Here is a 15,026-nt window from a genome sequence, read left to right on the forward strand (position 1 = left end):
GAATGACTGCCGTCGTTTCACCCCCCAACAGCGCAGCGAACCTGGGCGCATGAATCGCCGTCTCGCCCTTCACGAATCCGCGCGCCGTCCCCGCTTGCGCGAGGGCCGCGCAAAAACCCGATTCCGTGTAAATGTCGTCAATGTCGGCGAGGCGCAGCGGGCATGATCGGGCGGTTCGATCACCTGCCCCATCGCCGCGCGATCGTCGACCGACGCGTGCTGGCCGACCGAGTCGCGGCGCTCGACGGGCGCGACGCCGCGTTTCGCCAGGCGCTGACCATGGTGTTGAAGGATGCGCTGATCGCGGGGCGCGAAGAGATCGACCGGCGGCTGCTCGCCCATCCCTCGCGCGGGCTCGAGGCCGGGAACGCGGGCGCGTACCTGATGGACCAGATCATCCACGTCGCGTTCGACACGGTGACCGATCGGCTCCACCCGCTCGCCAACCGCACCACCGGCGAACGGCTGACGCTGATCGCGGTCGGCGGCTATGGCCGCGGCGAAATGGCGCCCTATTCCGACGTCGACATCGGGTTCCTGACCCCCGGCCCGCAGACGCCCTGGGCCGAACAGGTCATCGAATCGATGCTCTACGTATTGTGGGACATGGGAGTGAAAGTCGGCCATTCGAGCCGCAGCCTGACCGAGATGGTCCGCCAGGCGAAGGCCGACGTCACGATCCGCACCGCGCTGCTCGAGGCACGCTATATCGGCGGCGATCATGATCTGTACGACGAGGCCGGGCGCCGCTTCGCCGCCGAGGTCCAGCGCGGTACCGAACGCCAGTTCATCGCCGACAAGCTCGCTGAACGCGACGCGCGCCACGTCAAGATGGGCGACAGCCGCTACGTCGTCGAACCTAATGTCAAGGAGGGCAAGGGCGGGATGCGCGATCTCCACGCGCTCTTCTGGATCGGTAAATACGTCTACAACGTCCAGCGCGCCGCCGATCTCGTCGAGGTCGGCCTGTTCACGCCGCAGGAATATCGCCAGTTCCACCGCGCCGACAGCTGGCTGATCGCGGTCCGTTGCCATCTCCACATGATCACCGGGCGCGCCGAGGACCGGCTGACCTTCGACGTCCAGAGCGAAATCGCCGCGCGGATGCGGTTTTCGGACCGGCCCGGCAAATCCGCAGTCGAACGGTTCATGCATTACTACTTCATCCAGGCAAAAGCGGTCGGCGATCTGACCGGCGTATTCCTGGCGCATCTCGACGAACGGTTCGCGGCGCGTGGCCGCCGCTTCGGGCTGCCCCAAATGCTGACGGGGATCCGGCGGCGACCGGGCAAGCTCAACGGTTTCGTGCTCGATCGCGGGCGCCTCGCGCTGCCGTCGGACGATTTTTTCGCGCAGGACCCGGTCCGGCTGGTCGAGATTTTCCAGCTCGCCGACCTCCACGGGCTCGAAATCCACCCGCTCGCGATGCGCGCCGCGTCGCGCGATGCGAAGCTGATCGACGATCACCGCAAGGATGCGCGCGCCAACGCGCTGTTCCTCGACGTGCTGACCTCGCCGCGCGACCCCGCGCTGGTGCTGCGCTGGATGAACGAGGCGGGGGTATTCGGGCGCTTCATTCCCGATTTCGGCCGCGTCGTCGCGCAGATGCAGTTCGACATGTACCACCATTACACCGTCGACGAACACACCATCCGCGCGATCGGGCTGCTCGCGCGGATCGAGCGCGGCGAGTTGAAGGCGGATCACCCGATCAGCACCGCGATCTTCGACCAGATCGTGTCGCGGCGGGTGCTGTATGTCGCGGTCCTGCTCCACGACATCGCCAAGGGCCGCGGCGGCGATCATTCGATCCTGGGCGCTGGGGTCGCGAAAAAGCTGTGCCCGCGGCTGGGGCTGAGCGCGGCGGAGACCGAGACGGTGCAATGGCTGGTCCGTTACCATTTGCTGATGTCGGCGACCGCGTTCAAGCGCGACCTCAGCGATTTCAAGACGATTCTCGATTTCACCGATATCGTCCAGAGCCACGAACGACTGCGCCTGTTGCTGCTGCTGACGGTCGTCGACATCCGCGCGGTCGGCCCGACCACGTGGAACGGCTGGAAGCGGCAATTGCTGTCCGACCTGTACGAAGCCGCCGAGGAAGTGTTGCGGCTCGGCCACAAGGAGCGCGGGCGCGAGGAGCGGATCACCGCCAAACAGGCCGCGCTCGCCGACGCGCTCGATTGGAGCCCCGCCGCGCTGGTCGTTTATGTCCAACGTTTTCCTGAAGCCTATTGGATCGCCGAGCCTGACGACGTGCTGCTCCACAACGCGCGGTTCGTCGCGCGCAACGGGCACGCGCCGCTGGCGATCGATGCGCAGGTCTATCCCGAACGCGGCGCGACACTGGTCACGATCTACGCGACCGATCACCCGGGGCTGTTCTATCGCATCGCGGGCGCGATCCACGTCGCGGGCGGCAACATCATCGACGCGCGCATCCACACCACGCGCGACGGCATGGCAATCGACAATTTCCTCGTCCAGGATCCGTTCGGCGGGACCTTCGACGAGGCCGCCCAGCTCCAGCGGCTGCGCGTCGCGATCGAGGATGCGCTCGCCAACCGCGGCAAACTCGACGACCGGCTCCGTGACAAACCCGCGCCGCGGACCCGCGCCGACGCCTTTACCGTCGAACCCAATGTGCTGATCGACAATCGCGCGTCGAACCGCTTCACCGTGGTCGAGGTCAACGCGCGCGATCGCCCCGCGCTGCTCAACCAGCTTGCGCAGGCGCTGTTCCAGTCGAAGGTGATGCTCCATTCGGCGCATGTCGCCACCTATGGCGAGCGCGCGGTCGACACCTTCTACCTCACCGACCTGACCGGCGACCGCATCCTGTCGGCGACGCGTCTCAAGGCGCTCGAGAAACGGTTGCTCGCGGCGGCGGCGGGGAAGAAGATCGACCTCGCCGCCTGAGCGTCAGGCGGGTTGCGGCGCCGGGTCGGCTGCCTTCGGCGCTGTAACCGGCGGGGGCTCGGGCGGCAGAAAGCTCAGGATCGTGTCCCCCGCCTCGGCGGTGGGCCGCGAGGTGACCGAGAACAACAACAGCCGGTTGCCGGGTTTCAGCACGCCCAGCGGGGTGCCGCCGTCGGACAGCCGCTCGCGATATTGCTCGTATCCATAGACGTCGGACAGCTTGGTCTTGGCGAAGGTCCAACCCGCCGCGACGCGGGTCTGTAGTTCGTCGATCGTCGGCCCGTCGTTGAACAGGACATGGCCCCTGCCCCGGCTCAACCGCACCTCGTCCAGCCCGGTCTGGGTCAGCTTGTCGGTCCCCATCTCCGGTCCCAGGTCGGCACACACCAGCGCGTTGTACGAATCGCTGTCGGTCGCCGCGATCACCTGCTGGAACTGAAGCATGTCGATGCTGTCTTGCATCGCCTCGTCGAGGATATCGCCGTGATGGACCTCCAGCTCCTTCTTGCGCACCGCGCGCAACGCGAATTTGGCGGTGTCCGCGACGGTAACGCTCAGCCCCAGGTCGCGCAGCGCGACGCCGAGCGCGGTGGTGAACGAATTCGCGCCGACCAGCAGCACGCCATCGCCCTTGCCCTTGTCGATCCCCAGCCACCGCGCGAGCCAGGTCGCCGAAAACCCGTGCGCGAAGATCGTCGTGATCACGACCGCGAACACCAGCGGCACCAGCGTATCGGCATCGCGCATCCCGAAATCCTCGAGCCGGAGCGCGAACAGCCCGGTCACCGCGATCGCCACGATCCCGCGCGGCGCGATCCAGGCGATGAACAACCGCTCGCGCCACGGCATCGCGCTGAACATCAGGCTGACGAGCACGGTCACGGGCCGGACGACGAACAGGATGAGCAGCAGGAAGATCACGAACCGCGCCTGGAACCGCTCGATCACGCTCCAGTCGAGCGTCGCCGACAGGATGATGAAGACGCCCGAGATCAGCAGGACCGCGAGATCCTCCTTGAAATGCTTCAGTGCGGCGGTCGACTGGGTCGGGCGGTTCGCCATTACGACCCCCATGATCGTGACGGTGATCAGTCCGGTCTCGTGCTTGATCAGATCCGCCGCGACGAAGCCCGCGATCACGGCGACCAGCACGACCGGAACCTTGAGATATTCCGGAATATAGCCACGCCGGAACGCGCTGGTCATCGCGAACCCCAGCAGCGCCCCCAGCCCGCCCGCGGCCAGCGTCGCGGCGGCGACATCGAACCCGATCGCGACCGCATCGCGATCCGGCCCGATGTACGAAATATACGCGAAAATCGCGACCGCGAGCAGCGCGCCGATCGGGTCGTTGACGATGCCTTCCCATTTCAGCGTGTCGCGCACCGTGTTGGGCACGCGCAGCGTGCGCAGCATCGGCCCGATCACGGTCGGCCCGGTGACGACCAGAATCCCGCCGAACAGCGCAGAGATGCCGAGCGGCAGCCCCGCGGCGTAATGCGCCGCCATCGTGCCGAGCCCCCAGCCGATCGGCACGCCGACCAGCACCAGCCGCAGCACCGCACCGCCCGCATGGCGCAGTTCACGAAAATTGAGGCTGAGCCCGCCTTCGAACAGGATCACCGCGACCGCCAGCTTGATGATCGGCTGCTGAAGCGCCCCGAAGTCGCGCTGCGGATCGATCAGCCCCGTCACCGGCCCGGCGATGATTCCCGCGATCAGCATCAACGCGATGGCGGGCCGGTTGATTCGCCACGCGATCCACTGCGCCCCGATTCCCAGGATGCCGATGAGCGCGAGTTTGACGATAAGCGAATCGAATAGCAGCGGCCGTCCCCCGATGGCGTGTCGCGATCAACCATTTGCCGGATCGGCGGTTCCACGCCATGATCGCGGCGCAAAGGAGCGTGGATATGCCCGTACACGGCATCGGTGGCTTGTTCTTTCGCGCGCGCGACCCCGACGCGCTCAGTACCTGGTATCGCGATCATCTCGGCATCGGCGCTGGCTGCACGCCCGATGGCGGTGACAGCGACCCGTGGAGCTGGCGGACCGAGGGCGGCCCCGTCGTCTTCGCGCCGTTCAAGGCGGACACCGACTATTTCGCCGCCGACAAGCAATGGATGCTGAATTTGCGGGTCAGCGGGCTCGACGCGCTGGTCGATAGCCTCGCCACCAAGGGCGTCGCGACCGAACGCCGCGCGGAATGGGATTCACCAGAGACGGGACGCTTCGCACGCCTCCACGATCCCGACGGCAACGCGATCGAGCTGTGGGAACCCCCCGCCGACGCCTGACATGGCAAGGGCCGATCCGCGCGATACGCGGACCGGCCCTCACTGGTCGGTACGACTAGATCAGAACTTGCCGCGAAGCGTCACGCCGTAGGTGCGCGGCTCCGAAAGGAACTGCGAGAAGATCTGGCGACCACCCGGATACTGCGGGTCCTGGAACGCCGCGCTGGTGCCGCCCGCCTGGAACGGCGAGTTGAACGCGACCTGCGCATAATTCTGGTTGGTCAGGTTCTGGCCCCACAGCTCGATCGCAAAGCGGTCGTCCGGCGCTCGGATGCCGATCCGCGCGTTAACCAGCGTGTAGCCATCCTGGCCCTTTTGCGGGAAGAGATCGGAGCCGGTGTTATAGTCGCTGGTCGTGCGACTATCGACATAGAACAGCGCCGAATAGCCGCTGTCGCCGATCTGTGGAGTCCACGATACCGACGTCGTCGCGACGATGTCCGCCGAATTCGACAGCGTGCTGCCCGGCAGGACGCGGAGCGCGGGATCGAGCGGCCCGCCGTTCAGGTTGCCGGCGAGCTGATCACGATAGCGCGTGTCGGTCAGCGTCATGCCGAGCGCCACGCGGAAATCGCGCACCGGGACGATCGCCGCTTCGAGTTCGATACCCTTGGCGCGGACGCCGTAGCCGACATCGCCCGCCGGGCAGCGGCCCGTCGTTGCGCTCAGATCGCGATCGCCGCCGTTCAAGTTGGATGAACAGCCGTTGATATTCTGGACCAGGAAGACACTGCCGTTGAAGGTGTTCAGCTGGAAATTCTTGAAATCCTGGACGAACGCGGTCGCGCTGAGCGAGAACGGCCCGGTCGCGTATTTCGCGCCGACTTCATACGCGTTCACGGTTTCCGGGGTGAACTGCAGCCCCTTCACCAGCGCCTGCGCACCACCCGCCGCCGCGAACGGCAGGATCGGAGATTTCAGCGCCGACCGATCGAGGTTGAACCCGCCCGCCTTATAACCACGCGAATAGCTGCCGTAGAGGAGCAGGTCGTCGATCGGCTTCCAGGACAGGATCGCGGTGCCGGTGAACTGATCCTCGTTACGACGATCGTTGATGCTGACGCCGTTCAGCTCCGACGTCGAATTGCCCTGGCACGACAACCCGATGAGTCCGCCAGCGACCGCGGCGAGCCCGGGGTTGGCCAGCAGCGGCACGAGCGCATTCTGGTTGGCGACGCAGGCGGTGTTGTCGTTCCCAAACCTCGCGTCGAACCTCTTGCGTTCGTTGGTGTAGCGCACGCCCAGCGTCAGATCGACCGTCGAAGTGACGTGGAAGATATTGTGGGTGAAGATCGCATAGTTGCGGCTGTTCTGGTTGTAGACGTCGAGCGTCGATCCCTTGTCGTTGATTCCGTCGAGACGCAGCAGCGATGCGAGAACGGTCGGCCCGACCGGCCCGAACGCGCCCGAAAATGCGGCCTGCGAGGCAACGCAACCCGCCGCCGCGGGATTGTACAGACCGGCGAGCGCGGTGCCCGAAATCAGGCGGCACGTCGCGAACCGGCCATATTGGTTGCCGAAGCGCAGATTGTCGGTGACCCTCAAATCCTCGTTGGCGAAGAACCCGCCAACCAGCCAGTCCAGCTTGCCGTTGAACAACGTGCCGTTCAGCCGCACTTCCTGCGTGAAGGTGTGGAATTGGCGCGCCGAATTGCCGTCGGCTGCACGGTACAGGATGTCGACCGTGCTGTAATCGGTGTCCGACCCCTGGTCCGACCGGTATTCGCGATACCCGGTGATCGAGGTGAGCTTCACCCCCCCCAGATTATAGTCGATCTGGCCCGAGAAGCCGTAATCCTTGGTCACGCCTTCGTAGCTGCGCCCGGGGCTGACCGACAGCGTACGGTCGTAACCGGGGTTGGTCACGCGGCCGAGCGGCTGGCCGAGATCGCGCAGCACGTTGACGATGTTGTTGCCATTGTCGCCCGCGCCGAGCCCGGCGTTGACCGAGGTGACCGGGTTGTTGAGGTTGCCGACCGACGGGTTGGTCGTCCGCCCGACGTAGATGGCGCCGCAGCAATTCTCGTCGCGATAGGTGTAATCCGCGATCAACCGGACCGACAGGTCGCTCGACGGTTCGAACAGCACCGAGCCGCGGACGAAATAGCGATCGCGATTGTTGACGTCGGTCTTGTTGGTGGGGTCATAATAGAAACCGTCGCGCTTGACGTACACACCGTCGACGCGCGCCGCGATCGTGGAGGTTAGCGGCACGTTCACGTTCCCGGCGAGGCGCCAGTAATCGTAATTGCCATAGGTCACTTCGCCGCCCGCGCTGATCCGGTCGAGGCTCGGGGCCTTGCTGATGATGCTGATGAGGCCGGCCGACGAATTGCGCCCGCCGAGCGTGCCCTGTGGCCCGCGCAACACCTCGACCCGATCGATCTCGCCGAGTTCGTTGAGCCCGATGCCCGAGCGCGAACGATAGACGCCATCGATGAACACCGCGACCGAGCTTTCGAGGCCGGGATTGTCGCCGACGGTACCGATGCCGCGGATGCGTGCCGAGCCGTTGGCTTCCGAGCCAGTCGACGACACCAACAGTGACGGCGCGAGCTGGTTGAGCTGGCGGATGTCGTTGGCACCCGAATTCTGGAGCGTCGCGGCGCTGATCGCCGAAACCGCGACCGGCACGTCGGACAGCTGTTGCGCGCGGCCCTGTGCGGTGATGACGATGTCACCCGCATAGCCGTCGTCGACCGCGGGGGCCGGGGCTTGCGTTACCGCTGCCGCATCGGTGTCCGGGGTCGGGGTCTGACCGCTCTGCTGGGTCGCGGCGGTGTCAGGGGAGTTGTTCTGCGCCGCGGCGGGGGCGGCGATCGCGATAACAGCGGCAGACAGCAGATACGCGGTGGTGCGCATGGGACATTCTCTCCTGATTCGAATATGCGGTTTGGCGCCGCCTAGTCTCCCTTAGGTGAGAGCGTCTAGGAAATTATCCGCGCGACTCGCGTTTTCGAACCCGGTGTCGCCCGCACGCCACACCTTGGCCGACCCGGCCATGTCTCTTGTAACGGCGTGACGCTACGGCGTGGCCGTGTCCACGCCATCACCGCAGCCGCACATCAGATAGGGCGAACGACGGGTCGCGCGAAAGTCTCGCGCCGACATCGCCTTATTTAGGGGAGAGGACCATCAGCATCTGGCGCCCTTCCATCCGGGGATACGCCTCGACCTTGGCGACCTCGTTGGTTTCCTCGGCGACGCGCTGGAGTACCGCCATGCCGAGCTGGCCGTGGCTGAGCTCGCGACCGCGGAATCGCATCGTCACCTTGACCTTGTCGCCGTCGCCGATGAACTCGACGACCTTCTTCATCTTGGTGTCATAATCGTGGTCGTCGATGTTGGGACGCATCTTGATCTCTTTGATCTCCTGCGTCTTCTGGCTCTTGCGTGCGAGGTTCGCCTTTTTTTGCGCCTCGTACTTGAACTTGCCGACATCGAGGAACTTGGCGACGGGCGGATCCGCGTTGGGGGATACCTCGACCAGATCGAGGCCCAGCTCCTGCGCCTGCTCCATCGCTTCGCGGGTGAACATCACACCGAGATTCTCGCCCTCGTGATCGATCACGCGAACTTTCTGGCTCTGGATGAATTCGTTGTAGCGCGGGCCGTTCATTGCGGGCTGCATCGGCCGGCGCATCATGGGAGGACGTATGGGTATTGCTCCTTAATACTGACAGTGATCCAATGTAGGCGATTTGCGCGGCGATTTAAAGGCGTCGTTGCGCACGACGGTGCGTCGCCCGACCCTCGTGCTCCGCCTTTGCGACAAGCAGCGCAGCGTCACGCGACGAGATCGGGCGGAGTTGCCTCCGCGCTCAGCATCTCGATCGCGGCGGCGAGGGTCAGGATGTCCTGGCCCTGGCTGCCGAGCCGCCGCAGCGCGATCGTGCCCTCCTCCGCCTCGCGCTTACCGACGACGAGCAGGTTGGGAACCTTCGCCAGGCTGTGTTCGCGGACCTTGTAGTTGATCTTTTCGTTGCGCAGGTCGGTGTCGACGCGAAGCCCCGCCTTGCGCAATTCGGCGGCGACCTGTTCGGCATAATCGTCGGCATCGCTGACGATCGTCGCGACCACCGCCTGGACCGGGCTGAGCCACAGCGGAAAACGCCCCGCGTGATGTTCGATCAGGATGCCAATGAAGCGTTCGAACGTGCCGAGGATCGCGCGGTGGAGCATGATCGGGCGGTGCCGATTGCCGTCCTCGCCGACATAGCTCGCATCGAGCCGCTCGGGGAGCACCGTATCAGCCTGGATCGTGCCGACCTGCCACGTCCGCCCGATCGCGTCGGTCAGATGGAATTCAAGCTTGGGAGCGTAGAACGCGCCCTCACCCGGCAATTCCTCCCAGCCGTATTCGGGCGTTGCCCGACCGCTCGCGATCACCCCGTCGCGCAACGTCTGTTCGGCCTTGTCCCACATCGCATCGTCGCCGAAGCGCTTATCGGGGCGCAACGCGAGCTTGATTGCGTAACTCTCGAAGCCGAGGTCGCGATAGACGCTGTCGAGCAGGTCGCAGAACCCCTTGATTTCGTCGGTCAACTGATCCTCGCGCACGAAGATATGTGCGTCGTCCTGCGTGAACTGGCGCACGCGCATGATCCCGTGGAGCGCGCCATGCGGCTCGTTGCGATGGCAGCAGCCGAATTCGGCCATCCGGATCGGCAGGTCACGATAGGATTTGATCCCCTGACGGAAAATCAGCACGTGCGCGGGGCAGTTCATCGGCTTTAGCGCCATCAGATCGGCGGTGCCCGAGAATATTTCGCCTTCGTCCTCGGCATTGGGAATCTCGTCGGGGACGACGAACATGTTCTCGCGATACTTGCCCCAATGGCCCGATTGCTCCCATTGGCGCGCGTCCATCAGCTGGGGCGTCTTTACCTCTTCATAGCCAGCCGCGTCGAGGCGGCGGCGCATATACGCCTCGAGCTGCCGCCACAGAATATAGCCCTTGGGATGCCAGAATACCGACCCCTGCGCTTCGGGCTGGAGGTGGAACAGGTCCATCTCCTGGCCGATCTTGCGATGGTCGCGCTTGCCCGCTTCCTCGAGCATCAACAGATGCGCGTCGAGCTGCTTCTTGTTGAGCCAACCCGTCCCGTAGATCCGGCTGAGCATCGCATTCTGCTGATCGCCGCGCCAATAGGCGCCCGACACCCGCGTCAGCTTGAACGCCTGCGGGTCGAGTTTGCCCGTCGAGGCCAAGTGTGGCCCGCGACACATGTCGAGCCATGCGCCCTCCCCCGTACCCGCCTTGTAGACCGTCAGTTCCTCGTCGTCGGGGAGTTCGGCGGCCCATTCGGCCTTGAACGTCTCACCCTTCGCGCGCCACCGTTCGATCAACCGTTCGCGCGTCCAGACCTCGCGGATCAGCGGCTGGTCGGCGGCGATCACCTTGCGCATCTCCGCCTCGATCGCGGGCAGGTCCTCCTCGGTGAAGGGACCGTGGTCGGCGCTCGGCGCGAAGTCATAGTAGAAACCGTCGTCGGTCGACGGGCCAAAGGTTATCTGCGTCCCCGGGAACAGGTTCTGCACCGCCTCGGCAAGGACATGCGCATAATCGTGGCGCGCAAGTTCGAGCGCGTCGGCCTCGTCGCGATTGGTCACCAGCGCCAGGCGGGTATCGCCCTCGAACGGGCGCATAATGTCGCGCAATTCGCCATCGACCCGCGCGGCGATCGCGGCTTTGGCGAGGCCGGGGCCGATCGCCGCGGCGACATCCGCTGGAGTCGAGCCCGGCGCGACGTCGCGCACCGAACCATCGGGAAGCGTGATCGAATACATGTTCATGGCCGGGTTCCTGCTTGTCTGCGCGCGCTTAGACAAGCGCGCGGTCCGAGAAAAGAGCGTCCGGTGGTGGCAGGATGGGGTGATGGACGCTCATTCTCACCCGATCCGGGTGAGCGCCGCGGTACTACGTCGGCTAGACGCGCGCGCGGAGCCCCCGGGCGACCGAGGTGGTGGTAGTCATCAAGATTACGGCGTGCATCATCGGACGGTATATAGCGATCGACGTCGGGTCGCGCCAGTCGACGCGCCTCAGACCACCCCGAACGGTACCACATGATTGTCCTGCGTATGCCCGACCCGCGCGCGGCCGAGATACGGCACGCCCATGTCGCGGCTCCACCGGATCATCATATAATCCAGCGTCTCGCCCCAAGGGGGCGTGTTTTCCTGGACATCGGTCACCGCGCCCAGCCGCAGCCCCGCGATCCCCTTCAGTTGCGTCGCGTTGGCAAGCGTGAACAGCAGCCGATCGATATTGTACATCGGCTCCGACACCTCCTCGACGATCAGCACATGATCGGTCAGGTCGGGCATCCACGGCGTGCCGATCAGCGACCCCAGGATCGCCAGGTTGAACGCCACCGACGGCTGGCCGTCCAGCCCCGGTTCGAACCCCGCCCGGTCACCGCGCGCCAGCCAGCCCAGCGCGCGCGCGACGCTCTGGTCGCCGTCGGTGCGATTGATGTCGCTGACCATCGGGCCGTGGACGGGATGCCCGATCCGCCGCGCATAAAGCGCGCCCAGCAGGAACCCCATGTCGGAATAGCCGCAATATTTCTTGCGCCGCGCGGGCTCCTTCAGTTCGGGCATCGCAAGCTTGAGAAGGCGGTTCGACCCGTAGCCGCCGCGATAGAACCAGATCGCATCGATCGCGGGATCGTTGGCATATTCGACCAGCGCCGCGGCGCGCGCGAAATCGGATCCGGCAAAATGCCCGTCGGTGGTGAAACATTGCGGGTGAAACACCAGCTCGACCTCGGGAAACGCCGCCGCGCAATAGGCGGTGATCGGCGCCACCGCGGTATCGTTCGCGCGACTTGCGGGCGCGAGAACGCCGATTTTCATAGCGCGTCTCCCCGCTTGCCCCGATCCATCAAACCGCCGATAGCCCGCCGCGATGCGACACGGCAAATCCTGTTTCCCCGATTCCTGTTTCTTCGTTGGTATCGGCGGGTCGGGGATGATGCCGCTCGCGATGATCCTCGCGGGCCGCGGCGCGCACGTCGCGGGCTCCGATCGCAGCCTCGACCAGGGCCGCGTCCCCGCCAAGTTCGACGATCTTCGCGCCAAGGGCGTTGCGCTGTTCAAGCAGGACGGCAGCGGCATCCACTCCGCCGACCAGCTCGTCATCGCCTCGGCCGCGGTCGAGGAGACGGTCGCGGACATCGTCGCAGCGAACCGCCTCGGATGCCCGCGCGCGACCCGCGCCGAGATGTTGAGCGACCTGTTCAACGACGCATCGCTGCCGATCGGCGTCGCGGGGACGAGCGGCAAATCGACCGTGACCGGGATGATCGGCTGGATCCTCCATACCTGCGGGCGCGATCCCACGGTCATGAACGGTGCGGTCATGAAGAATTTTGCGCGCGCCGATTCGCCGTTTGCGAGCTCGTTGGTCGGTCAGGGCGCGGCGTTCGTCAGCGAGGTCGACGAAAGCGACGGATCGATCGCGCGCTATGTCCCGCGGATCGCGGTGCTCAACAACCTCAGCCTCGATCACAAATCGATCGACGAACTCCGCACGCTGTTCGCCGGTTTCATCGGCAAAGCCGAGACCGCGATCGTCAATCTCGACAATGTCGAGGCCGCCGCGCTCGCCGCCGCGTTGCCGCCCGAACGCGTTCATGGCTTCGCGCTCGACCGCGACGCCGATTTCGCCGCGCGCGATATCGAGGAAGCGCCGTTCAGTAGCGGCTTCACGCTGTGCGTCGGGGGCAATCGCGTTGCCGTCAGGCTCCAGGTGCCGGGGCGGCATAATGTGGCGAATGCCTTGGCGGCGATCGCGGCAAGCGTCGCGGCAGGCGTGTCGCTCGCCGATGCGGTCGCCGCCATCGCAGGCTTTACGGGATTGCGCCGCCGCTTCGACCTCGTCGGTCTCGTCGGCGAGGGCGCGGAACCGATCGCGGTGATCGACGATTTCGCGCACAACCCCGACAAGATCGCCGCGACGCTCGACACCCTCCATGCGTTTCCGGGCCGGTTGCTGATGCTGTTCCAGCCGCACGGGTTCGGTCCGCTGAAGCAGATGCGCCGCGAACTCGTCGACGCCTTCGCCGCGCGGATGCGCGCCGGCGACGTACTGATCCTCGCCGATCCCGCCTATTTCGGTGGCACCGTCGCGCGCGAGGTGACGAGCGCGGACCTGATCGGCGACATCGCCGCACTTGGCCATGATGCGCGCCATATCGCCGACCGGTCTGCCGCCGCCGCGACGCTGATTGCCGAAGCGCGTGGCGGTGACCGCATCGTCGTGATGGGCGCGCGCGACGACACGCTCAGCCTGCTCGCCGCCGACATGGTGACGGCACTCGGCGAACGGTTCCCCTCCCCCGGTTGATCGAGCGCTTCGCGTCAGGCGGCGTTGTCGATCCCGAGTTCGCCGAGCTTGCGGTAGAGCGTCGAGCGCCCGATCCCCAGCCGTCGCGCCACCTCGGTCATGCGCCCGCGGTAATGGCCGATCGCGAGGCGGATGACGTCGGCCTCGATATCCTCGAGCGGGCGCAGATTGCCGTCGGCGCGGAACAGCGTGACCCCGCCGCCATTGACGCTGGCCGCTGGCCCGGTGCGGCGATGGCCGAGCGCAGCGATCTGGGGGAAGTCGGCGCGGGTCAGCGCGGCGCCTTCGCACAGCACCGCGGCGCGAAACAGCGCATTCTGGAGCTGGCGGACATTGCCCGGCCAGTCATATTCTACGAGCAACGCGAGCGCGTCGTCGGTGATTCCCAGCGAGGTGAGCCCCGGCTGCTGCGCGATCCGCGCGAGCAAATGGCGCGCAAGCGCGGGGACATCCCCGGTGCGTTCGCGCAGCGGCGGGATCGTCACCTGGACGACGTTGAGCCGATAATAGAGGTCTTCGCGGAAATTGCCCGCCTCGACCTCGTCGAGCAGGCGTTTGTTGGTCGCCGCGATGACGCGGACATCGACGTGGCGGGGATGCCGCGCACCGATTGGCTGGACCTCGCCCGACTGGAGGACCCGGAGCAGCTTGACCTGCGCGTCGAGCGGCATCTCGCCGACCTCGTCGAGAAACAGCGTGCCGCCGTCGGCGTCCTGGAACTTCCCGATCTTGCGTTCGAACGCGCCGGTGAATGCGCCCTTCTCGTGGCCAAACAGCTCGCTTTCGACGAGGTTGGCGGGGATCGCACCGCAGTTGAGCGTGATCATCGGCTTCTTCGCGCGCGGCGAGGCGGCGAGGATCGCTTCGGCGACGACTTCCTTGCCGACCCCGCTCTCGCCCTCGATCAGCACCGGCACGCGCGCGCGCGCGGCCTTGGCTGCGATGGCGAGCGCGGCGCGGAAATCGGGCGACGAACCGACGATCTCGTCGAACGCGAGCAGCGCGGGAATTTTCTCGGTCAGCGGGCGCAATTCGCCATGGTCCTCGCCCGACACCGCCGCATCGAGCGCGGCGAGCAGCCGTTCGGGGGCGAGCGGCTTGACCAGGAAATCGGTCGCACCCGCGCGCATGGCCTCGACCGCCTGCGCGACCGAACCGTTGGCGGTGAGCACCAGGATGGGGAGCGCGGGGCGGCGCTCGCGCAATTCCGCGATCAGCCGGGTGGCGTCCTCCTGCGGTGACCAATGATCGATCAGGATCGCATCGAGCTGCATCCCGTCCTGCGTCCCCAGCGTCGCGATGCCCATTTCGGCGTCCGACGCGAAGATCGAACGCCACCCACCCCGCGCGGCGAGCGCCGCAACCAGGCGGCGCTGGGCGGGCTCGTCGTCGATCAACAGAAGCAGGCGCTGTCCGTTGCGCGTCATTATTCATCCCGTCCCGGTTCGGGACCTGAT

Annotated in this window: 9 protein-coding genes; 3 read left to right on the top strand and 6 right to left on the bottom strand. The window is 65.9% G+C overall.

Annotated elements, in window-relative coordinates; all coding sequences use genetic code 11:
* The first annotated feature begins 162 nt into the window (after positions 1 to 162).
* The gene (locus EAH84_RS13275) at positions 163 to 2,919 is read left to right on the top strand and encodes a [protein-PII] uridylyltransferase (protein WP_140872496.1); all 2,757 of its coding nucleotides are present in this window, start codon (positions 163 to 165) and stop codon (positions 2,917 to 2,919) included.
* A gap of 3 nt (positions 2,920 to 2,922) precedes the next feature.
* Here EAH84_RS13275 and EAH84_RS13280 read toward each other — a convergent pair whose 3' ends face one another.
* Complete coding sequence (locus EAH84_RS13280; RefSeq protein ID WP_425326463.1) at positions 2,923 to 4,761, bottom strand: cation:proton antiporter; 1,839 nt, start codon at positions 4,759 to 4,761, stop codon at positions 2,923 to 2,925.
* 71 nt (positions 4,762 to 4,832) lie between these two features.
* On the opposite strand from EAH84_RS13280, the gene EAH84_RS13285 reads away from it, so the two are divergent.
* Positions 4,833 to 5,216 carry a VOC family protein gene (locus EAH84_RS13285; protein WP_140872498.1) on the top strand — a complete coding sequence of 128 codons (384 nt, stop codon included), beginning with the start codon at positions 4,833 to 4,835 and terminating at the stop codon, positions 5,214 to 5,216.
* Between the two features lie 60 nt (positions 5,217 to 5,276).
* Here the strand turns inward: EAH84_RS13285 and EAH84_RS13290 are convergent, their stop codons facing one another.
* From EAH84_RS13290 to EAH84_RS13305, 4 genes are all read right to left on the bottom strand, one after another.
* Positions 5,277 to 8,078, bottom strand: a complete 2,802-nt coding sequence (locus EAH84_RS13290) for a TonB-dependent receptor (RefSeq protein WP_140872499.1) — start codon at positions 8,076 to 8,078, stop codon at positions 5,277 to 5,279.
* 253 nt (positions 8,079 to 8,331) lie between these two features.
* The gene (gene infC, locus EAH84_RS13295; RefSeq protein WP_140872500.1) at positions 8,332 to 8,862 is read right to left on the bottom strand and encodes a translation initiation factor IF-3; all 531 of its coding nucleotides are present in this window, start codon (positions 8,860 to 8,862) and stop codon (positions 8,332 to 8,334) included.
* A gap of 140 nt (positions 8,863 to 9,002) precedes the next feature.
* Positions 9,003 to 11,012, bottom strand: coding sequence for a threonine--tRNA ligase (thrS, locus tag EAH84_RS13300; protein ID WP_140872501.1), 2,010 nt, complete (start codon positions 11,010 to 11,012; stop codon positions 9,003 to 9,005).
* Positions 11,013 to 11,261: 249 nt separating this feature from the next.
* Positions 11,262 to 12,077 carry an LD-carboxypeptidase gene (locus EAH84_RS13305; RefSeq protein WP_140872502.1) on the bottom strand — a complete coding sequence of 272 codons (816 nt, stop codon included), beginning with the start codon at positions 12,075 to 12,077 and terminating at the stop codon, positions 11,262 to 11,264.
* Between the two features lie 52 nt (positions 12,078 to 12,129).
* Here EAH84_RS13305 and EAH84_RS13310 point away from each other — a divergent pair, with 52 nt between their 5' ends.
* Complete coding sequence (locus EAH84_RS13310; protein ID WP_140872503.1) at positions 12,130 to 13,569, top strand: Mur ligase family protein; 1,440 nt, start codon at positions 12,130 to 12,132, stop codon at positions 13,567 to 13,569.
* Between the two features lie 14 nt (positions 13,570 to 13,583).
* Here the strand turns inward: EAH84_RS13310 and EAH84_RS13315 are convergent, their stop codons facing one another.
* Positions 13,584 to 14,996: a sigma-54-dependent transcriptional regulator gene (locus EAH84_RS13315; protein ID WP_140872504.1), complete on the bottom strand. Its 1,413-nt coding sequence runs from the start codon at positions 14,994 to 14,996 to the stop codon at positions 13,584 to 13,586.
* Positions 14,997 to 15,026: the final 30 nt, after the last annotated feature.

It is taken from the genome of Sphingomonas oligophenolica (genome assembly GCF_006438955.1).
Taxonomy (GTDB): Bacteria; Pseudomonadota; Alphaproteobacteria; order Sphingomonadales; family Sphingomonadaceae; genus Sphingomonas; species Sphingomonas oligophenolica_A.